The sequence below is a fragment of the Collinsella sp. HCP28S3_B9 genome, from assembly GCF_052066095.1.
Taxonomy (GTDB): Bacteria; Actinomycetota; Coriobacteriia; order Coriobacteriales; family Coriobacteriaceae; genus Collinsella.
This window is the reverse complement of the sequence record NZ_JBQHST010000026.1, coordinates 1-18503: the sequence shown is the minus strand read 5'-3', so window position 1 is coordinate 18503 and position 18503 is coordinate 1. Positions and strand designations below refer to the sequence as shown.

20 protein-coding genes and 4 tRNA genes are annotated in these 18503 nt (G+C 61.2%); 1 reads left to right on the top strand and 23 read right to left on the bottom strand.

Going from position 1 to position 18503, the window contains the following annotated elements; genetic code table 11:
• Positions 1-5 precede the first annotated feature (5 nt).
• The 15 genes from rpe to ACTNBB_RS07045 all read right to left on the bottom strand — a co-directional run bounded on the left by rpe (position 6) and on the right by ACTNBB_RS07045 (position 13306).
• The gene (rpe, locus tag ACTNBB_RS07115; protein WP_441057531.1) at positions 6-677 is read right to left on the bottom strand and encodes a ribulose-phosphate 3-epimerase; all 672 of its coding nucleotides are present in this window, start codon (positions 675-677) and stop codon (positions 6-8) included.
• A gap of 18 nt (positions 678-695) precedes the next feature.
• Positions 696-1703 carry an NAD(P)H-dependent glycerol-3-phosphate dehydrogenase gene (locus ACTNBB_RS07110; protein ID WP_441057534.1) on the bottom strand — a complete coding sequence of 336 codons (1008 nt, stop codon included), beginning with the start codon at positions 1701-1703 and terminating at the stop codon, positions 696-698.
• A 9-nt stretch (positions 1704-1712) separates the two neighbouring features.
• On the bottom strand, positions 1713-2396 hold the full coding sequence (gene plsY, locus ACTNBB_RS07105; RefSeq protein WP_427748049.1) for a glycerol-3-phosphate 1-O-acyltransferase PlsY: 684 nt from the start codon (positions 2394-2396) through the stop codon (positions 1713-1715).
• The gene (gene der, locus ACTNBB_RS07100) at positions 2389-3723 is read right to left on the bottom strand and encodes a ribosome biogenesis GTPase Der (RefSeq protein ID WP_154516463.1); all 1335 of its coding nucleotides are present in this window, start codon (positions 3721-3723) and stop codon (positions 2389-2391) included. The genes plsY and der overlap by 8 nt, the downstream gene beginning before the upstream one ends.
• Before the next feature lie 10 nt (positions 3724-3733).
• Positions 3734-5176: a DUF512 domain-containing protein gene (locus ACTNBB_RS07095; RefSeq protein ID WP_441057537.1), complete on the bottom strand. Its 1443-nt coding sequence runs from the start codon at positions 5174-5176 to the stop codon at positions 3734-3736.
• A gap of 2 nt (positions 5177-5178) precedes the next feature.
• Entirely contained in the window at positions 5179-6075 is an 897-nt protein-coding gene (locus ACTNBB_RS07090; RefSeq protein ID WP_441057540.1) for a 4-hydroxy-3-methylbut-2-enyl diphosphate reductase, read from the bottom strand.
• A 2-nt stretch (positions 6076-6077) separates the two neighbouring features.
• Complete coding sequence (locus ACTNBB_RS07085) at positions 6078-6806, bottom strand: lysophospholipid acyltransferase family protein (protein ID WP_441057543.1); 729 nt, start codon at positions 6804-6806, stop codon at positions 6078-6080.
• Between the two features lie 3 nt (positions 6807-6809).
• Positions 6810-7496, bottom strand: a complete 687-nt coding sequence (gene cmk, locus ACTNBB_RS07080; protein WP_441057546.1) for a (d)CMP kinase — start codon at positions 7494-7496, stop codon at positions 6810-6812.
• A 66-nt stretch (positions 7497-7562) separates the two neighbouring features.
• The gene (locus ACTNBB_RS07075; RefSeq protein WP_441057549.1) at positions 7563-8528 is read right to left on the bottom strand and encodes a pseudouridine synthase; all 966 of its coding nucleotides are present in this window, start codon (positions 8526-8528) and stop codon (positions 7563-7565) included.
• The gene (scpB, locus tag ACTNBB_RS07070) at positions 8515-9243 is read right to left on the bottom strand and encodes an SMC-Scp complex subunit ScpB (RefSeq protein WP_441057552.1); all 729 of its coding nucleotides are present in this window, start codon (positions 9241-9243) and stop codon (positions 8515-8517) included. The genes ACTNBB_RS07075 and scpB overlap by 14 nt, the downstream gene beginning before the upstream one ends.
• 11 nt (positions 9244-9254) lie before the next feature.
• On the bottom strand, positions 9255-10064 hold the full coding sequence (locus tag ACTNBB_RS07065) for a segregation and condensation protein A (RefSeq protein ID WP_427748056.1): 810 nt from the start codon (positions 10062-10064) through the stop codon (positions 9255-9257).
• 84 nt (positions 10065-10148) lie between these two features.
• On the bottom strand, positions 10149-10832 hold the full coding sequence (locus tag ACTNBB_RS07060; protein WP_441057555.1) for a site-2 protease family protein: 684 nt from the start codon (positions 10830-10832) through the stop codon (positions 10149-10151).
• A gap of 9 nt (positions 10833-10841) precedes the next feature.
• Positions 10842-11138: a hypothetical protein gene (locus ACTNBB_RS07055; RefSeq protein ID WP_164473297.1), complete on the bottom strand. Its 297-nt coding sequence runs from the start codon at positions 11136-11138 to the stop codon at positions 10842-10844.
• Complete coding sequence (locus ACTNBB_RS07050) at positions 11125-13158, bottom strand: ABC-F family ATP-binding cassette domain-containing protein (RefSeq protein ID WP_441057558.1); 2034 nt, start codon at positions 13156-13158, stop codon at positions 11125-11127. The genes ACTNBB_RS07055 and ACTNBB_RS07050 overlap by 14 nt, the downstream gene beginning before the upstream one ends.
• Before the next feature lie 75 nt (positions 13159-13233).
• Positions 13234-13306, bottom strand: a tRNA-Ala gene (locus ACTNBB_RS07045).
• Between the two features lie 708 nt (positions 13307-14014).
• On the opposite strand from ACTNBB_RS07045, the gene ACTNBB_RS07040 reads away from it, so the two are divergent.
• Positions 14015-14090 (top strand) — tRNA-Ile (locus tag ACTNBB_RS07040).
• Between the two features lie 208 nt (positions 14091-14298).
• On the opposite strand, the gene ACTNBB_RS07035 is transcribed toward ACTNBB_RS07040, so the two are convergent.
• The 8 genes from ACTNBB_RS07035 to ACTNBB_RS07000 all read right to left on the bottom strand — a co-directional run bounded on the left by ACTNBB_RS07035 (position 14299) and on the right by ACTNBB_RS07000 (position 18336).
• Positions 14299-14371: transfer RNA gene (locus ACTNBB_RS07035), tRNA-Ala, on the bottom strand.
• 526 nt (positions 14372-14897) lie between these two features.
• Positions 14898-16055: a hypothetical protein gene (locus tag ACTNBB_RS07030; protein WP_441057948.1), complete on the bottom strand. Its 1158-nt coding sequence runs from the start codon at positions 16053-16055 to the stop codon at positions 14898-14900.
• Positions 16056-16438: 383 nt separating this feature from the next.
• Positions 16439-16513: transfer RNA gene (locus tag ACTNBB_RS07025), tRNA-Val, on the bottom strand.
• 138 nt (positions 16514-16651) lie between these two features.
• A complete protein-coding gene (locus tag ACTNBB_RS07020; protein ID WP_441057945.1) occupies positions 16652-16843 on the bottom strand; it encodes a DUF3825 domain-containing protein in 192 nt (63 codons plus the stop codon).
• Positions 16792-17058 (bottom strand): hypothetical protein, encoded by a 267-nt coding sequence (locus tag ACTNBB_RS07015; RefSeq protein ID WP_441057942.1) that lies wholly within the window; start codon positions 17056-17058, stop codon positions 16792-16794. The genes ACTNBB_RS07020 and ACTNBB_RS07015 overlap by 52 nt, the downstream gene beginning before the upstream one ends.
• Before the next feature lie 229 nt (positions 17059-17287).
• Entirely contained in the window at positions 17288-17596 is a 309-nt protein-coding gene (locus ACTNBB_RS07010) for a type II toxin-antitoxin system RelE family toxin (protein ID WP_441057939.1), read from the bottom strand.
• A 2-nt stretch (positions 17597-17598) separates the two neighbouring features.
• On the bottom strand, positions 17599-17967 hold the full coding sequence (locus tag ACTNBB_RS07005) for a hypothetical protein (protein WP_441057936.1): 369 nt from the start codon (positions 17965-17967) through the stop codon (positions 17599-17601).
• A gap of 24 nt (positions 17968-17991) precedes the next feature.
• A complete protein-coding gene (locus ACTNBB_RS07000) occupies positions 17992-18336 on the bottom strand; it encodes a hypothetical protein (RefSeq protein WP_441057933.1) in 345 nt (114 codons plus the stop codon).
• Positions 18337-18503 lie beyond the last annotated feature (167 nt).

The window sequence follows — 18503 nt, the reverse complement described above, 5'->3', positions numbered from 1 at the left end:
AGGGTTTATGCCTCCTGTGCGGCCTCGTTGCCCAGCTTCTGCAGCAGCGCAACCTCGGCGGCTGGATCTTCGGACTTAAATACGGCGGAGCCGGCTACGAGTACGTTGGCGCCGGCCTTGACGACCTCGGCGATGTTTTTGGAAGAGATGCCGCCGTCGACCTCGATCATGGGCGACACACCGTGGCGCTCGCACATGGCCTTGAGCTCGTGGAGCTTATGCAGCGTGCCCGGGATAAAGCTCTGGCCGCCAAAGCCGGGGTTCACGCTCATGAGCAGCACGATGTCGACGACCTCGATGATGCTCTCGAGCACGCAGACGGGCGTGGCGGGGTTGAGCACCACGCCGGCCTTGACACCGCGCTGCTGCAGATGCGTGAGCGTGCGGTGCAGGTGCGTGGAGGCCTCGTAGTGCACGGTGATCATATCGGCGCCGGCATCGGCATACCAATCGACGGTCTCGTCGGGGTTCGACACCATCAGGTGCGCGTCGACCGGCACCTTGGTGGAGCGCTTGACGGCCTTGAGGATTTCGACGCCAAAGGTGAGGTTGCCGGTAAAGTGACCGTCCATGACGTCGAAGTGCACGTAGTCGGCACCGGCGATCTTGTCGAGCTCGCCCTTGAGGTTGGCCATGTCAGCTGAGAGGACGGACGGAGCGATTTTGATGGAACCCATGGTAGTAGCCTTTCTGCGCTAGTCGGTGAGTCCGTAGAACTCTTGAGAGGGGACGCGGTCGGTAAGGATCTCGAGCGCCCTATCCAAAGTAACACCGTTGTAGAGCGTTTGCTCCACGGCAAAGGTGAGCGGAATGTCTACGCCCAGCGAACGGGCGAGCTCGCTCACGCTGCGGGCGGCGACGGCGCCCTCGACCACCATATGCGTGCGCGCCTGGTACTCGTCGAGCGATACGCCGTGGGCAAACTCGCAGCCGAAGGTGCGGTTGCGCGAATGCTCGGAGGTGCAGGTGGCAATAAGGTCGCCCATGCCGGCAAGACCCATACAGGTCATGGCCTGGCCTCCGCGGGCGTGTACCAGACGGCTGATTTCTGCCAGGCCGCGCGTCATGATAAGGGCGAGCGTGTTGTCGCCCGCGCCGGTACCGGCGGAGATGCCGCACACGATGGCGATGACGTTTTTCATGGCGCCGCAAACCTCGACGCCGGTCATGTCCTGCGACAGGTAGATGCGGAAGGCCGTGGATAGGAGCAGGTCCTTAAAGGTCTCCCCTACCTGCGAGTCTTTGCTGGCGATGACGGCGGCGGAAAGTCCGCCGCGGCATATCTCCTCGGCATGGTTGGGGCCCGAGAGCGCCGCCACACGCGCCTCGTTGCCGATCTCGCTGGCGATGACCTCGCTCATGAGCATGCCGGACTCGGGCTCAATACCCTTGGTAAGGCACAAGACGGGGGTGTCGGCGGCGATAAAGGGTGCCGCCTGATGGCAGACGCCACGCAGGTGCGTCGAAGGCACGGCAAAGATGATGGCGTCGGCACCGTCGAGCGCCTGGGCCAGGTCCGTCGTGGCGACAACGTTTTCCGGCAGCACGTAGTCCACCAGATAGCGCGGGTTGCGGTGCTCGCCGTTAATGCCGGCGGCCGTCTGCTCGCTGTGGGCCCACATGGTCACGCGCTCGGCTCGCGCGGCGGCAAGGCCGGCGACGGCGGTTCCCCAGGAGCCGGAGCCAATCAGCGCAACATTCATGACTCTCTCCTACTTATCGTCGGGCTCGGTGACGCGCTTGGTAAACGAGAGCTTGGATTCCTTACCCGTCATGAGCTTTTTGATGTTCGCGCGATGGGCCCACACCACGGTGATGCCGATCATCGCCATGCAAAACTTGAGGCCCAGGCTGCTGTACGGAAAGACCGCGCAGGCGGCGATGGGAAGACCGATGGCCGCGGCAAGCGAGCCCACCGACACATACTTGGTGATGGCGACGGCCACGATAAACATGCCCAGCAGCGAAAGTCCGATGGGCCAGTACCAGGCGAGTATGACGCCCAGCCCCACGGCGATGCCCTTGCCGCCACGGAAGTTGAGGTAGGGCGAGAATATGTGGCCCCACACGGCAGCCAGGCAAATGACGCCGAGCATCCAGTCGCCGGCGGCACCGGGAGCCATGATGCTCACCGGGAAGCCATAGCCAACGCTCGCGATGAGCGGACGCGCGATAAGGACGCAGATGGCGCCCTTCAAGCAGTCGAGCAGCAGCGTGAGCGCGGCGACCTTGGGGCCGGCTACGCGCAGGGCGTTGGTGGTGCCGATGTTGCCGGAGCCCGCCTTGCGAATATCCGTGTGGTTGAACACGCGGCCCAGGATCAGGCCAAACGGAATCGCTCCGATAAAGAACGAGACCACGGCGCAGATGGCGGTCAGCAGAATCGGATTATGCATCCTTTTGCTCCTTCTTCCTAAAGAAGAGTCGAATGGGCGTGCCGGAAAAATCGAAGGTAGAGCGCATGCGGTTCTCCACATAGCGCTGGTAGGTGTCGTTGACCAGGTCGCTGTGGTTGACGAAGAACGTAAACGTCGGCGGGTTAACGCCCGTCTGGGTCACGTAGTGCATGCGCAGGCGACGCTTGCCGTCCACCACGGTGTGGCCAAACTCGCGCAGGTCGGTGAGGAAGGTGTTGAGGCGCGAGGTGGTGATCTTTTGCGAGCGCGTCTTCTCGGCGGCGTCGACCATCGCCCAGATCTTCTCGACGCCACGGCCGGTCAGGGCCGAGATACGCAGGTACTGGGCCCAGGGAGCCATGACGCCCAGACGGCGGTCGACGGTCTCCATGCAGGCCTCGCGCTTGCGGTCGTCGTCGAGCAGGTCCCACTTGTTGAGCAGAACGACGATGGCGCAGCCGCGTTCGATGGCCAAGCCCATGACCTTCTGGTCTTGCTCGGTAACGCCCACGGAGGCGTCGACGACGAGCAGTGCCACGTCAGCACGGTCGATGGCACGCAGGCCGCGGACCATGGAGTAGTACTCGATGTTCTCGTACACGGTGCTCTTCTTGCGAATGCCCGCGGTGTCGACCATGCGGTAGTGCTTGCCGTTGCGCTCCACGACGGTGTCGATGGCGTCGCGCGTGGTGCCGGCGATGTTGGACACGATAGAGCGGTCGGCGCCCAGGATACGGTTGAACAGCGAGGACTTACCGGCATTGGGGCGGCCGATGATGGCGACGTTCAGCGCGTCGGGGAACTCGTCGGCGACCTCGTCCTCCTCCTCGGGTAACAGGGCAACGATGTCGTCGAGCAGGTCGCCCGTGCCGTGGCCGTGCAGGGCCGAGAGCGGCGTTGGCTCGCCGATGCCGAGCGAATAAAACTCCCAGATGCTGTCGTTTTCGCGATCGGGGTTGTCGAGCTTGTTCACCAGCAGAAAGACCGGCTTGTCGCAGCGCTTGAGCATGCGGGCGACCGACTCATCCTCCTCGGTGACGCCGGTGCGACCGTCGACCACAAACAGGATGACGGCGGCTTCTTCGGCGGCGGCGAGGGCCTGGTCGCGGATGGACGTGGCAAAGACGTCATCGCTCTTGAGCGGCTCGATGCCACCCGTGTCGACGATGGTGAACTCGCGGCCGTTCCAATCGGCCGTGTGGTAGGAGCGGTCGCGCGTTACGCCGCGGGACTCATGGACGATGGCGTCCGAGGTCTGGGCCAGGCGGTTAACGAGCGTGGACTTGCCCACGTTGGGGCGTCCGACGACGGCGACGATAGGTTTCATCTGCACTCCTTTAATGGGTAGGGTCAGTGGAAATGTTAGAGTCTGCGGGCACAATGCCAAGGATATGCTCCAGGGTATCGAGCAGCTCATGCGGCATGGTCGACACCACATGAACCTCGGCGCCGCGAGCTTCAAGGCTTGCGAGTAAATCGTCACGATGATACTCGTCAAGCGTCATGCCGTCAGCGTTGAACATGAGCTTAGGCACAAAGAGCATAACCCCCGAGAGGTCCTGCGGCAGCTGCTCCAGAATGTCGCAGGCGACGATGAGGCCGGTCACGTCCACGTTGCCGCCAAAGTAACGGTTTTCGATAGCGGTGACGGTGCCGGCAAGGCCCCGTGGCGACTCCACAAAGCGCGCCACGGTGTCGCGCGCGCTGGCGCCGGAGAGGCACAGGAGGCGCTGGTTGCGCCCGGCGATTGCCTCGCGGACGCGGGCCAGACGCTCGGCATCGGCGGCAAGCACGTCGTCGGTCTCGTCCAGATACGAGCGGATCATACCGATGCCGTCGTAATACTGCGGGTAGCCGTCGTAGAAATCGGCCTGGGGTGGCTCGATGCCGGCGTCCAGATAGAACTCGTCGCTCATCTGGAAGGTGTGGCGGCCAAAGCGCTTGTAGGCACGATCCTGGAAGGGACGGATCATGGCAATGGTTTCGCGCGCGAGCTCGGGCTTGTCGCTGTAGGACCAGCTAAAACGGTTTTGATGCTTGGTAAAGCCCAGCGGCACAATGCCCAGACTCGTGATCTGTTCGTGTTCCTCGCAAAAGCGTAGGGTCTTTTGCAGCTCCTCGCCGTCGTTCATGCCGGGACACAGCACAATCTGTGCGTGAATCTCGATGCCGGCGGCCATGATGGTCTCGAGCACGTCCATGCCGCGCTGGGCGTTGCGGCCCATCATGCGGCGGCGGACGTCGGGGCTTACGGCATGGACCGACACGTTCATGGGACTCATATTGCGGTCGATAACGTTTTGCACGTCCTCGTCGGAAAGATTGGTCAGCGTGACAAAGTTGCCCTGTAAAAAGCTCAGGCGATAATCGTCGTCACGAATGTAGAGCGTGGAGCGGCCGCCCTTGGGCAGCATGGTCATAAAGCAGAACACGCAGGCGTTCACACAGGTACGCATGCCGTCAAAGATGGGGCCATCGAACTCAAGGCCCCAGTCCTCGCCGGGAAAGCGATCGAGCTCGACGGGGGTGACGGTGTTGTCGCGCGGGTCGAGAACCTCAAGTTCGACGGTGTCCTCGTCGGCCTCCCAGAGCCACACTATCATATCGGTCAGCTGCTCGCCGTTGACCGTGAGCACGCGCATGCCCGGCTCGATACCCACATCCCATGCGGGCGACTCGGGACGCACGTTCTTTACGAGCGCGCCCTCACCCGGCTCGGGGTCGCGGCTGCGCCCGTAATCGGCCACCTCGGCGGCGTATGCGGGTACGGTCTGGTCCATGATTAGCGACAAAGCTCCTTGATGCGCGCAACGGCGCGTTCGATGTGTTCTTGCGGAGTTGAGGCTCCGGCGGTGATGCCGATGCGGCGCGCGTTGGCAAACCATGCGGCCTCAAGCTCGGAAGCTTCCTCGATGTGATGGGTGTGCTCGCAGACATCGGCACAAATCTGCGCCAAGCGGCGCGTATTGCCCGAATTTTTGCCGCCCACGACGACCATGCAGTCGCAGCGGTTGGCAAGGGTTGCGGCCGCCTGCTGTCGCTCGCTCGTGGCAGCGCAGATGGTGTTGATCACGCGTAGTTCCTGCGCACGCGGAGTGATGGAGGCCACGACCTCGGCCAAGTTCTGCGCGGTTTGGGTGGTCTGCACGACCAGGCCCACCTTGCCCTTGAGCGGCAGCGCGTCTGCATCGGCGGCGCAACTCACGACCTGCGCGTCATCGCCGGCGTGGCCCAGGATGCCCTCAACCTCGGGGTGGCCCGGCTCGCCTACGACGAGCACACGGTAGCCCTCGCGCACCAGGCGCTCGGCCGCCACGTGGACCTTCTTGACGTAGGGGCAGGTGGCATCGACCACGGTAAGGCCGCGCGCGCGAGCAGCCTCGATTACCTGCGGCACCACGCCGTGCGCGCGAATGACCACGGTGCCCGATGCGGCGTCGTCCAAGGTGTCTGCCAGACCGACGCCTGCCTCGGCGAGCTCGCGCACCACGATGGGGTTATGGATGAGCGGGCCCAGCGTGTGGACCTGAGCGCTCTCCCCTGCCTGCGGCGCGGCGGCCAGCGCCATGTCGAGTGCACGCTGCACGCCGTAGCAGGTACCGGCATGCGCTGCGATTTCGATGGTGGGGACGACCTCCTCAGCGGCGGTCGCGGTGGTATTCATGACGTTCTCGCCCATGGCTAGAACCTGCCAGGGTGCTCGGCACACAGGTCGTCGCGCATGGCGTAGACGCGGCTCATGGCCTCGGACTCAAACCATGCCAGGCGCTCCTTGCGCTTGAGCTCAGCCGGTGCATCGGATAGCGAGATGGCCTTGCCGGCACGGATCCAGCACTTTTTGGGGCGCATGAGCTTTTTGCCCGCAGGCGTGATATCGGACCAGCCGCAGATGGCAAGCGGGTTGACGGGCGCCTTGCCCATCTGGGCGATAAGCGCAAAGCCGCCGTGGACCTCGGGCTTGATCTCGCGCGAGCGGATGCGCGTGCCCTCGGGGAAGATCAGGACGTCCTCGCCGCGCTGCAGCGCATGCTGGGCGGCACGCAGGCACTTCATGTCGGCGGTGCCACGCTCGACGGGAATACCGCCCACGCGGCTAAAGGCCCAGCGCACGATCTTGCTCTTGGCAAACTCGGACTTAAAGATGGGGCGAATGCGGCGGCCGCCAAAAAACAGCGCCGTCTCTACAGCCAGGAGCTCGGCCATCGAGGTGTGGTTGCAGATGACCACGCTGCCGCGGCCTTCCTGGCGCTCAAACAGCAGGTCGCTGTCCTCTATCTTCCAGCGCCACATGAGCTTGGAGAAGACCCACAGGATGCCCATGACCACGAAGACGGTGCCGCGGATGAGCACGGGGAACTCGGCATAAGGCGCGTTGTAGTAATCCTCGGGCGTCTGCTTAAACAGGCGCATGAGCTACCTCCTTTGGTTGATGAGGTCCTCGATTATCGAGACGACCTCGTCGATGGTATGTGCGGTGGAGTCGACGTGCACCGCGTCCTCGGCGGGCACGAGCGGCGCGACCTCACGGCTGCTGTCGAGCTTGTCGCGCTGCTTGAGGGCGTCGAGGGTCTCGTCGACCTCGGCCTCGAGCTGCTCTTTGGTGGGCGGCTGGGTGTCGTTTTGGTGGCGCTGCAGCACGCGGCGACGGGCGCGCTCGCGCGGGTCGGCGGTAAGGAACACCTTGACCTGCGCGTTGGGGAACACGACGGTGCCGATGTCGCGACCCTCGGCCACGATGTCGCGGTCCTCGGCGGCGCGACGCTGATGGATGAGCATGGCCGCGCGTACGCCCGGGTAGGCCGAGACCTTGGAGACGTTGGCGTCCACCTGCGGGGTGCGAATGGCAGCCGAGGCGTCCGCGCCGTCGATGGTCAGGCGCGTGTCCTCGCCGGTGCCGTTGGTAAAGCGGATCTCGATCTGTTCGGCGAGGGCGTCGATGGCAGCCTCGTCGTCCAAATCGATGCCGCGGTCGAGCGCGGCGAAGGTGACGGCGCGATACATGGCGCCCGTGTCGAGCTTGTTAAAGCCCAGCTGGCGGGCGATCTCCTTGGCGATGGTGGACTTGCCGGAACCGGCGGGGCCGTCGATGGCGACGATCATGCAATGCTTCCTTTCGGTGGTTGACGTGCTGGTATGGGACGCGGGCGCTGCGGCTTGGCGGACTGGCTAGCCCGTGTAGCGCTCGCGGTAGGTGTTGCGCTTGGGGGCGGATCCGTGGCTGCCGTGGTGGCGCGTGCGGGTCGCAGTGTTGGTCGCCGGCGCAGCGCCGCGCTTGGAGCTGGCCTGCTTGGGCGGGATGCCGCCAGCCTTAAGGATCTGCACCTCGCGGTCGGTGAGCTCGCGCCACGAGCCCTTGGCCACGTCCTTGAGCTCCAGGCCGGCAAAGTTGCAGCGGTGCAGGCGGATCACCGGATGGTGGATCTTGCTCAGCATGCGCTTGACCTGGTTCTTGCGCCCCTCGCGGATGATGACCTCCACGGCGGTTGTGCCGGGCTTCACACCCTGCGGAGCCACCGCCTCGGCCTCGCGCGCGGTAATGACGCGGCAGATCGCCGGCTGGCACAGGCCGTCGTCGAGCTCGATGCCGCGGCGCAGCGGTTCCAAGTCGCGATCGGTCAGGTGGCCGTCCACGAGCGCCTGGTAGGTCTTGTAGACGTGCTTGCTGGGGTGCAGCAGGTCCTGCGACAGGTCGCCGTCGGTGGTAAAGAGCAAAAGGCCTGTGGTGTCGCGGTCCAGGCGGCCCACCGGGAAGAGCCCCGGAAAGCGGTCGCGCGGGACCAGGTCGGCCACACAAGGGCGCTCCTGCGGATCGCTCATGGTGGTGAGGTAGCCGGTCGGCTTGTAGAGCATCAGGTACACGGCGCCCTGGTTGAGCTTGACGGGCATACCGTCAACCTCGATATGGTCGCGGTCCACATCGACCTTGGTACCCAGCTCGGTCGCGACTTGGCCGTTGACAGTCACGCGGCCGGCGGTCATCAGGTCCTCCGAGCCGCGGCGGCTCGCAACACCCGCGCGCGCCAAAAAGCGCTGCAGGCGCATGGTGTGTGGGTAGACGGGCTGGGGGTCGATCGCGGGCGCGCCCGTGGCGCCAGCGGTACGCGTCTCCCCTGCTTCGCTAGTCCTCGTCATGCGTATCCTCCGCAGCGTCGTCGGTGGCAAGTGCTTCCTCGCCACCGACTGCCTCAACATCCTCAACATCGGTATCGAGCAGCTCGCGCTCTTCGTCCAGGTCCTCGACCTGCTCCTCGAGCGTAGATTGAATGCTGCGGCCGCTCAGGCGCTCGCGGATAAACTGGCGCGACTGCTCGTCGGGGGCAAACTGCTCCAGATCGGGCAGGTCGCGGGTGGAGCGCAGACCGAACTTCTCCAAAAAGGCGTTGGTCGTGCCGTAAATGATGGCCTGACCGCGCTGGGGGTCGCGACCGAGCTCGCGCACCAGACCCTTGTCAACGAGCGACGCGATGACGCCGTCGGAGTTGACGCCGCGGATGCCCTTGACCACCTCGCGCGTGACGGGCTGGTGGTAGGCGATCACAGCAAGAGTCTCGAGTGCCGCCTGCGACAGTTTTTGCGTATCCCAGCTCAGCACATAAGCTTCGACCACGTCGTGGTAGGCAGGATGCGTGAACAGGCGCCAGCCGCCGGCGACCTCGCGCAGCTGAAAGCCGCGGTTGGCCTCCTCGTACTCAACTTTGAGCTCGGCCAAAAGCGACGCACACTCGCCCGGGGCGATATCCAGCGCATCTGCCAGCGCGGGCGCGCTGACGGGGTCGCTCGAAACCAGCAGGAGCGCCTCCAAGGCGCCTTTGAGGCTGTTTGCCTCTAGCGTGGAAAGGGTTGACATGGTTGCCGCTCCTATTCGGTGAGCTCGGGGCCCTCGCCGGGAACGTAGGCCTCGGCGCCCTCGACGCGGTTGATACGGATGGTTCCAAAGATCTCGTCCTGGCTCAGGGTGAGCGAGCCTCGCTTGGCGAGTTCGAGCATGGCCAGGAAGGTGACGACGAGCTGCTCGGTGGTGGCGTCGCCGTCCAACAGCTCGCGGAAGGTGCAAGTTTGGTGCGCCATGGTAAAGCGGTCGACCGAGGCCACCGTCAGGTCGAGCGGTACGCGATGCGGCGCCACGTGCTCGGCCTCCAGCAGGAAGGTCTGGCGCTTGCCGTCAAGGTCGGCGCAGATGACGGCGAGGCCGCGCAGGGTAATGCCGGCCAGGTAGTCGGGCATGAGGCCCAAAAACTCGGGGTCGGGACCGGCCACACGCGGATGCATGCGGCTTTCGGCCTGCATGCGCGCGCCAAGAGCCGCCGCCGCACCCTTAAACTGCTTGTAGGCGATCAGGCGCTGAATCAGGACCTCGCGCAGGGCGTCGCCGTCGAGCGCGCTGAGCTCTTCGAGGTCTTCGTCAATCTCGTCATCGTCGTCGGCTTTACGCGGGGCCTCCTGCGGCACCAGCGAGGCGGCCTTGATGTCCAAAAGGGTTGCCGCGACCAGTAAAAAGTCGCTCGCCACGTCCAGGTCCAGCGCCTCAATACGCTCGACCTCGGCCAGGTACTGCTCGGCCACCTCGCTGATAGAGATGGCGCCGATATCAACTTTTTGGCGGGTTACCAGCTGCAGCAGCAGGTCGAACGGTCCGCTGTAGACCTGCGTCGACACGCGATACGACATCTTCGACCTCCTTTGACGGCGCCTTCGCGGCGCGGTTTGGGTGCATGTTGCGACCATTTTGCACGGTCGACCTGTAAGTTTACCTTAGATGCCGGCGATTGCGAAGTTAAGCAGCTGCTCCGCCAGCGGATACACGGTAACGTCGAAATACCGGCCGATCACATCGATGCCGGTCCACATGGGCAGCAGATACAGCACGATGATAAGAATCGGCATGGCGTATTGCTGCAGTTGGTAGTAATTGGTGAGCGCCTTGCCTTTGAGGAACGGCACGATGATAGACGAGCCGTCGAGCGGCGGGATCGGGATGAGGTTAAAGAACGCGAGCGACAGGTTGACCACGATAAACGTAGCGCCAAAGTTCATGATTTGGGACGCTACGGCAAAGGACATGCTGGTGTAGAGGTTGCCATATGCTGCGTGCATGATGGCGGCCGCAAGGCATGCCAGTGCGATGTTCGAGGCGGGGCCTGCCGCGCTCACCAAGACCTCGTCGCGCTTGGGGTGCTTGAGGTTGTTGAGGTAGACCGGCACGGGCTTAGCGAAGGCGAACACCGGGCCGCCGGCGGCGAGCATGAGCAGCGGTAGGATGATGGTGCCAAACGGGTCGATATGGTTGAGCGGGTTGAGCGAGACGCGGCCGCGCGAACGGGCCGTCTTGTCGCCAAGCGCCCAGGCTGCGGCGGCGTGTGCGCTCTCGTGGATCACGATGCCCACGATGACGGCGACGGCGCTGGCAAGCAGGTTCATGAGGTAGCTACTGGACATGGCACTCCCCTAGCGGACGCGGCGCGAGGCGCGCGTGAGCAGGTAGTCGGCCACAAACAGGATGACGGCCACGATGGCGTAATCCAGGCGAAACACACCGCCAAAGGGCGATGTGATGACGCCGTAGCCGGCGATGGCGCTCGGCAGCGCGCGCGAAAGCTCAACGACAAAGCCCACAATCTGCAGCTTGGCGGTGAGGCCGCTAAAGCACAGCAGCACAGTCATCGCGCTCATAAAGATGCCGCAGATGCGACAAGCGATGGCGATGATGCTCATCGCCACGGCAGCGGCCTTACGAGAGTTCACGCGCGGTCTCCTCTTCGATTTGGGTGGAAAGCTCGAGCCATTCGTCCTCGAGCTTGGGCAGCTCTTGCTTAAGGCCGTTATATTCCCCCAGCGCGGCGTTGAACTTATCCTGATCGGCATAAAGCTCTTCGCTCGCCATCAATTCCATAAGCTCGTCATAGCGGGCGCGCTTTTTGTCGAGCTCTGCCTCGATCTTCTTGAGCTGGTTGCGCACGCCCCTGAGCTTTTTGTTGAGCGCGGCGCGGGCCTGGGCCTCGGCACGCTTTTGCTCCTTGGTCTTTTTGCCCTCGGCCGGCTTGGGGGCCGCAGCGGGGGTATCGGCCTGGGCGGCGCTGGCTTTGGTGGGCTTGGTCGTGGAAGGCGTGCTCTCCCCTGCCGCCTCGGCGGCGGCGCGGGCCGCGAGATCCTCGCGCTTGTAGAGGTAGTAGTCGTAGTCGCCGTCATAGACCGTGACCTTGCCATCGCGGATATCGATCACGCGGTTGGCCACGGCTCGCACCAAGTGCTCGTCGTGGCTAATCAGCACGATGGTGCCGGGGAAGTTTTGCAGGGCGTTCTCGAGCATGTCCACCGAGTCGATGTCCAAGTGGTTGGTGGGCTCGTCCAGGCACAAAAGTGCCTCGGGGGCCACGAGCATCTTAGCCAGGGCCAGACGCGCCTTTTCGCCGCCGGAAAGAACGCGAACCTGCTTTTCGATAGAATCGTTGTCGCTAAACAGGAAGGCGCCCAGTAGGCTGCGCTGCTGCGGCACGGTCCACTTGGGCGTGACGGTGTCGATTTCTTGCAGGACGGTATTGGACTCGGTCATGCCTTCGAGCGCGTGCTGGGCGTAATAAGCCACGCCCACGTTGGTGCCCAGGTCGCGCGCGCCGGTGGTGGGCGGCTCCAGGCCGGCGATGATCTTCATGAGGGTGGACTTGCCGGCGCCGTTGGGGCCGACGAGCGCCACATGCTCGCCGCGATAGAGCTTGAGGTCGATATCGCTATAGATGTGCTTGTTGCCGTAGGACTTGGACACGCCCTCCAGGCCCACGACCATGTCGCCCGAGCGCGGCGGGTCGGGGAACTTAAAGTCGATGTGCTTATGGCCTTCGGGCAGGATGACGAGCTCCTTTTTGATTTGCTCGATCTTGCGGATGCGTTCCTGCGCCTGGGCGGCCTTGGTGGGCTTGTAGCGGAACTTGTCGACGAAGACCTGCATGTGGGCGATGTCGCGCTCCTGGGCGGCACGTTTGGCGCGCATCTGTTCCAGGTTGTCCTCGCGCTGCTTGAGGTAGCTGCTGTAATTGCCGGTGTAGGTGGTCACGCGGCGGTTCTCGAGCGCGGCGACGTGGTCGACGCAGGCGTCCATAAAGGCGCGGTCGTGGCTGACGATGAGCACGGCGCCGTCGTAGTTGGCGATAAAGCCGCGCAACCACTGGACGCTTTCGAGGTCCAGGTGGTTGGTGGGCTCGTCCAGAAGTAGCAGGTCGGGATGGCGCAGGAAGAGCTTGGCCAGCGCGATGCGCATCTGCCAGCCGCCCGAGAACTCGGAACACGGGCGCTCAAAGTCGGTGACCTTAAAGCCCAGACCGGACAGGATCTTACGGGCATTGCTTTCGAGCTCGTAGCCGCCCAAGTGCTCAAAGCGGTCCTGGACCTGGCCGTACTCGTTAAGGAGCGCGTCGACGTCCTTGCCCTGCTCAGAGAGCTCGGTGATCTGGGCCTGCAGCTCGTTGGCGCGCTCGCCCATGCGGCGGATTTCCTTGGCGGCGGCCATGACCTCGGCGAGGATGGTCGTGTCCTTGTGCTCTAGGTTGGTTTCCTGCTCGAGGTAGCCCACCTGACAGTCCTTGGAGTACTGGACCTGGCCGGCGTCGGGGCTGTCGATACCCATGATGATTTTGAGCATGGTGGTTTTGCCGGCGCCGTTGGGTCCCACGAGCGCAAAGCGTTCGCCGGGGTTGATCTGAAAGGACGCGCCGCTAAAGAGGACGCGCGCGCCGAAGCTTTTTTCGATCTTGTCGACCAGGAGGATCATGGTGCCGCCTTTAACCTTGTGTGCCTATATGAAAAAAGGCCCCAACTTGCGTTGGAGCCTCATTCAATGCTCGGGTGGAGACGAGGGGGATCGAACCCCTGACCTCTTGACTGCCAGTCAAGCGCTCTCCCAGCTGAGCTACGCCCCCGTGCGAAGAAGTACTATACGGGAACTCCCCCGCCGATGCAAGGACAATTTCGGAAAAATCTTTCGGCGTCGGGGCCGGGGATGCGGTACGGGCTCGGGAGCGAGGGGCCCGCGGTGCCCGATCCGGCCCGCGGGGGCGCGCCCCGCGGGCGGCGGCCACGCCGCCGCCCCCTCTCCGGCGCCCTTGGGACATCTCGAGTCCCGCCGGCCGCCGTTTTTTCGCTTCCGCGGCGCGGGCCGCCATCCGCCCAACGGCCATCCCGCCGGCACCAGGCCCATTATCGGGACCAATCGCGCCCCCGCCCACCCGGCGATCTCAAAACCATGCCGGTTTACGGGGCCAGGCCGGGAACCCTCGGGCATGCCGTAATCGGTAAAATCAAAACCGCAGGTAGACGACTTGCGAATTTCGTGAAATGCAGGGTATGGACGGCCGGTCCGGGTCCAGCCCCGTAATCCGGCATGGTTTTGAAATGGCACCAGTTCGCCGATGGTTAACTCTATTTGCAGTCTTGGGATAATGGCTTGAACAATTCCCATCCAGTGATATTTCTTGTGATGCATCTTGATTGTCAGGGAATACCGGGTGTTAAAAACATGGCTTGATCGTGCGTTGTGCGACATGCTTGTGCATGGTAGTATTTCAAATCGTGATTTAACCCGATGGGAAATGAATTTCCATTGTTGAAATTATTATCACAGTACATAAGGGCTCTTGGCGCAACGGTTAGCGCAGGGGACTCATAATCCCTGGGTTCTGGGTTCGAATCCCGGAGGGCCCACCAGAGTATTTCGAGGCCGGGCAACACGCCTGGCCTCTTTACATTGCGTTGACGCCTTATTTTGGCCTGCAATGGCGTAGGGCGTTAATTTCATTCATATTTGCAATTTAGGATGGATTTACTTCAACAGCCACTAAGTAAAGATAAACTGCAGGACGATTGATATGAAAAAAGGCCCCAACTTGCGTTGGAGCCTCATTCAATGCTCGGGTGGAGACGAGGGGGATCGAACCCCTGACCTCTTGACTGCCAGTCAAGCGCTCTCCCAGCTGAGCTACGCCCCCGTGCGAAGAAGTACTATACGGGAACTCCCCCGCCGATGCAAGGACAATTTCGGAAAAATCTTTCGGCGTCGGGGCCGGGGATGCGGTACGGGCTCGGGAGCGAGGGGCCCGCGGTGCCCGATCCGGCCCGCGGGGGCGCGCCCCGCGGGCGGCGGCCACGCCGCCGCCCCCTCTCCGGCGCCCTTGGGACATCTCGAGTCCCGCCGGCCGCCGTTTTTTCGCTTCCGCGGCGCGGGCCGCCATCCGCCCAACGGCCATCCCGCCGGCACCAGGCCCATTATCGGGACCAATCGCGCCCCCGCCCACCCGGCGATCTCAAAACCATGCCGGTTTACGGGGCCAGGCCGGGAACCCTCGGGCATGCCGTAATCGGTAAAATCAAAACCGCAGGTAGACGACTTGCGAATTTCGTGAAATGCAGGGTATGGACGGCCGGTCCGGGTCCAGCCCCGTAATCCGGCATGGTTTTGAAATGGCACCAGTTCACTGGCAGTCAAACAAGGTTGTTCTAGTATCTCGTTGCCGGCTAATTCCCGATTTCCAACCAGTTGCACAAAACATTTGCTCGCAGTCGCGTCTCGGCGCGCTTCATCGCCTCGGATTTGGCTTTATATCGAATCCCCAAACGACTGCAGACGCTTTTGACTATGGTGTCTAGCTGCTTTTTGTCGTTAAGCATATCGTGGGTTACCAGGAACACGTCGAAACCCATGCTCTGGAGCGCAGTCATACGTTCCGCATCGTGGTCAAGTACCGCGCCTGATCCATGGATGACTTCACCTTGAATCTCGATAATTACTGCCTTCATTAGCATTGGGTTCACAATTACGATGTCGCCGTAGCAGACCTTTTGACCTGCGATGCTTTGGGCTGCCTCGGATAGAGGGGTTAAATCGTTGAGGTATACGTATCTGAAACCTGAACCACCTAGACGTCGAGAACGACTTAGGAGCAGGGCCCCCGCGACCTCGAGTGGAGATGCAGCAATGCCGATAACCTGTTGAGCGGCATCATAAAACTGCTTTCCCCACATTTGACTTTTGACCTTATCGGCGAATCGATGCAGGTCGCTCAGTTCGATAAGCGGCTTTCTCATCCAAAGAGAAGTACCTTTGAGTTTCGTAACCTCTCTTCCATCCTCACGCTTGCTCGTTTTGCCTTCATTAACTGGGTCCTTTACGGTTGCGTGGGCATAAACTCGTTTCCAAGGAACCTCGTCTTCGCCTTCTCCAAGTTCGAACAGATCCTGTGTGCTGGAATTGCGATTCTCCTCTTCTGCCATTTTTAGCTGCATTTCGGCAGCGGGAGTTGGCTCGAAAACAGAAAACCAGCCGCAAAGTTCGTACATAGCCAGCACGAGATCTATTTGAGACACAAAGCGTGTCATAGTAAATAACGTGTTAAGCGGATTGGTGACACTAAAGCCTAAATGAGTGTCGATTGTTGCGCTGGCTTCCGATGCCCCTTCCCAGCGAATAGTGGAGCGCAATCCCGAGTGGTGATTGCAACAACCTGGCGAAGCTACAGCGATAATCGGGGTCTTGAGGACGTCGGTTACAAAGGGCGATTGGGATAGAGCTCGCCAGCCGTCTTCGGAGTTGGGTAGGCGCGGGTAGAGATCGCGCACCTGCGGCGGGCAGCGCCAGTAGCGAAATGCGGTGTTTGCGCAGACGATTTCGTCCATTTGCGCCTCCCCTGGTTTCGGCCGCGGGCCGTGCGGATCACGGGCATGTCCGATTATCTACTGGGCCATCATGAGGGTAAGTACCGGAAGCAAACCAATAGCTTGACGAGTTCTGCCGAAGATCCCTCGTGTGATAGAAATCCGCTGGAAGGAGCTCTGGGCGTGTGGTCCCTGTCTCCACATTTGCGCTCGAATCAGATGGGGAATTCAATGAAAGTACGCATGCGTTATATACAAAACATGCAATGGCGTCGGTAAATAGGGCGCGATATAAAATGACGCCTTAGACGACTACGATTTATTTTTGGTGTCAGTTTTGGTGTCACCCTTGGTGTCAAAAAGAAAAAGGCCAGAGGCTTAATACCTCTGACCTGTGCTTTTGATGGTGGGCGATACAAGATTCGAACTTGTGACCCCATCCGTGTGAAGGATATGCTCTACCCCTGAGCCAATCGCCCGTCGCCTTTCGGCAAAAGAGATACTATCATAGCCGCGCGTGGTTTACCAAGAACTTTTTGCCCCCGATTTTAAATTCGTGGGTGCTAGCCAAGCCAAAGCAACCAAAGAAACCGGCAAACCCGCAGCTAAACCACCCTTTATCGCTTGATCCACAAGGTCTCGGGGCGGCAAATGAGTCGCGCGTTGTTGTATGCCATGTCGAGTCTGAGGCAGGTGCGCGCGGCGTAAAAGCCGTCCTCGCACTGGATGGTCAACGCCAGCTCGGGCTTGTCGCCGGTCAGGCACAGCGGCAGGACCAGCTGGATTCGGCCACCATAGAACTGCGGCACCGCGAGCGTGTAGCTAGCTGCGGCGCGGTCTGGTCGGCGTCGCGCTCGGTAAAAAACACCGCGCGGCTAAAAGAAAACGACAGGTAGTTTTTGAGGATGCGGTTACTGGGACCCCAGTCCTCGGGATCGGCGAGGTCAACCAGGCGGTCGTAGCAGGGCTCGGGACAAAACGCAAAGTCGTAGGCATTGCTGCACAGGGTGCTAGGGAGTTCCATGCGGCGTCCAATCCATTCAGTAACCAGCGTGCGGAAGGTTTGATTCTATACAGGCGAAGCGCAGTCGAGACACACAACGCAATTGCGCCTAAGCTCTTCCGCGAGATCGGCGCGAGAGCGGTTTCCGGATACGAGGTCTTGGATCCAGACGTAGTACTGGTTGTCTGAATCCGAGCGTTTAACCCGAGCATTTTGACCATGCAATCTAAATAGATTTTTCTTGAGGCAATCAATCATCGCTGTCCAGGCGTCTAGATGCCAGGTCGAATACCTTGCCCTTGTCCCTTGCACCTATTGCGATGATTTGAACTACTTCGACGTGCCCATCGAGGATGCGATAAATTACGCGAATGCCATCAGTGCGAAACTTAAGTTCCCTACAACCTGCAAGAAGACCCGAAAGTGGCTTACCAATTTTATCGGCTCGAAGTGCAAGACGCGCAATACCTTTGTTCACCATAGCGCGGACCGAGCTATCGAGTGACAGATACTCTTTCTCGGCAGTCTTGTCGTAAAACTCAACTTTAAACGTAGCCACGCTCACTCGAATAGCTCCTCGTCGGAAATGGGATCGGTCGCCTCGGCTTCTAGCATGGTCTCGAACCTCTCACGTCCCACGGTATAGGAGAACGGGATGCCCTTGCGATTCGAATCAGCGTCGCCCTGCGCGAGCCTTGCAGCGGCTATGGCGTGCAGGCGCTCCTCTCTGAGCTGTTCGAGTTCAACCGCCATCGCTTCGAACTCGTCGAAGCTGACGATAACAGTATCGATGCCATCGTTCCTGTCTGAGACAAATTGCGGCTCCCTTCGAGCGCGACGTCTCGCTTCGCCAAAATTTTTGCTTGCCTGCGTCGAAGTCAGCACCTGTTCGCGTCCGAAAACGAGTTTCTTGTCTATTACGGTAACCATAGCAACCTCCTTCAAAATGGGTCTCTAATACGTATTATAGACCCATTTAAATACGTACTGAAAGGAAGGATAAACAACAATAATCTTAGTATTTAGATTACGGATGAACAGGGTTTCGAATCGTACTCTATGGCGATCGGTTGCCAGACAAGGTCTTCGATGCTGCAGTGTAAGGTTTTTGCGAGCGCCAATGCCGAGGATATTGTGCTCGGCGACCTCATCCTGCTCGATGCTTTTGCGGAAGGGCGGGCGCATGTGCTCTGGTGGGTTGGTGACGATATCAACTTTTCGCCCAAGTTCCTTCTCGAGCTCATGGGAGAGTTCGTAAAGCGCGCCGAACGTCATGGTGTTGCCGCAGACTAGGCGCAAGTCAATATCGCTATCAGGCGTTTGCTCGCCTCGGGCGAAAGTGGGGGGTTTTGGGGATACCAAATACCCCCCCCACGACCAAATTATACTAACTAAGTTCAATTAAGCCACCACATTTGTAACCCCACAAAAAGTTAATCAACTATAAAAACAACCAAAAATCACGC

What these genes read in the sequence shown, in the direction of transcription:
- plsY (WP_427748049.1), bottom strand. Translation starts at nt 2,396, where the DNA reads ATGCATAATCCGATTCTGCTGACCGCCATCTGCGCCGTGGTCTCGTTC.
- ACTNBB_RS07030 (WP_441057948.1), bottom strand. Translation starts at nt 16,055, where the DNA reads ATGGACGAAATCGTCTGCGCAAACACCGCATTTCGCTACTGGCGCTGC.
- ACTNBB_RS07005 (WP_441057936.1), bottom strand. Translation starts at nt 17,967, where the DNA reads ATGGTTACCGTAATAGACAAGAAACTCGTTTTCGGACGCGAACAGGTG.
- ACTNBB_RS07075 (WP_441057549.1), bottom strand. Translation starts at nt 8,528, where the DNA reads ATGACGAGGACTAGCGAAGCAGGGGAGACGCGTACCGCTGGCGCCACG.
- ACTNBB_RS07050 (WP_441057558.1), bottom strand. Translation starts at nt 13,158, where the DNA reads ATGATCCTCCTGGTCGACAAGATCGAAAAAAGCTTCGGCGCGCGCGTC.
- ACTNBB_RS07060 (WP_441057555.1), bottom strand. Translation starts at nt 10,832, where the DNA reads ATGTCCAGTAGCTACCTCATGAACCTGCTTGCCAGCGCCGTCGCCGTC.
- ACTNBB_RS07085 (WP_441057543.1), bottom strand. Translation starts at nt 6,806, where the DNA reads ATGCGCCTGTTTAAGCAGACGCCCGAGGATTACTACAACGCGCCTTAT.
- rpe (WP_441057531.1), bottom strand. Translation starts at nt 677, where the DNA reads ATGGGTTCCATCAAAATCGCTCCGTCCGTCCTCTCAGCTGACATGGCC.
- cmk (WP_441057546.1), bottom strand. Translation starts at nt 7,496, where the DNA reads ATGATCGTCGCCATCGACGGCCCCGCCGGTTCCGGCAAGTCCACCATC.
- ACTNBB_RS07015 (WP_441057942.1), bottom strand. Translation starts at nt 17,058, where the DNA reads ATGGAACTCCCTAGCACCCTGTGCAGCAATGCCTACGACTTTGCGTTT.
- ACTNBB_RS07110 (WP_441057534.1), bottom strand. Translation starts at nt 1,703, where the DNA reads ATGAATGTTGCGCTGATTGGCTCCGGCTCCTGGGGAACCGCCGTCGCC.
- ACTNBB_RS07065 (WP_427748056.1), bottom strand. Translation starts at nt 10,064, where the DNA reads ATGTCGTATCGCGTGTCGACGCAGGTCTACAGCGGACCGTTCGACCTG.
- der (WP_154516463.1), bottom strand. Translation starts at nt 3,723, where the DNA reads ATGAAACCTATCGTCGCCGTCGTCGGACGCCCCAACGTGGGCAAGTCC.
- scpB (WP_441057552.1), bottom strand. Translation starts at nt 9,243, where the DNA reads ATGTCAACCCTTTCCACGCTAGAGGCAAACAGCCTCAAAGGCGCCTTG.
- ACTNBB_RS07090 (WP_441057540.1), bottom strand. Translation starts at nt 6,075, where the DNA reads ATGGGCGAGAACGTCATGAATACCACCGCGACCGCCGCTGAGGAGGTC.
- ACTNBB_RS07095 (WP_441057537.1), bottom strand. Translation starts at nt 5,176, where the DNA reads ATGGACCAGACCGTACCCGCATACGCCGCCGAGGTGGCCGATTACGGG.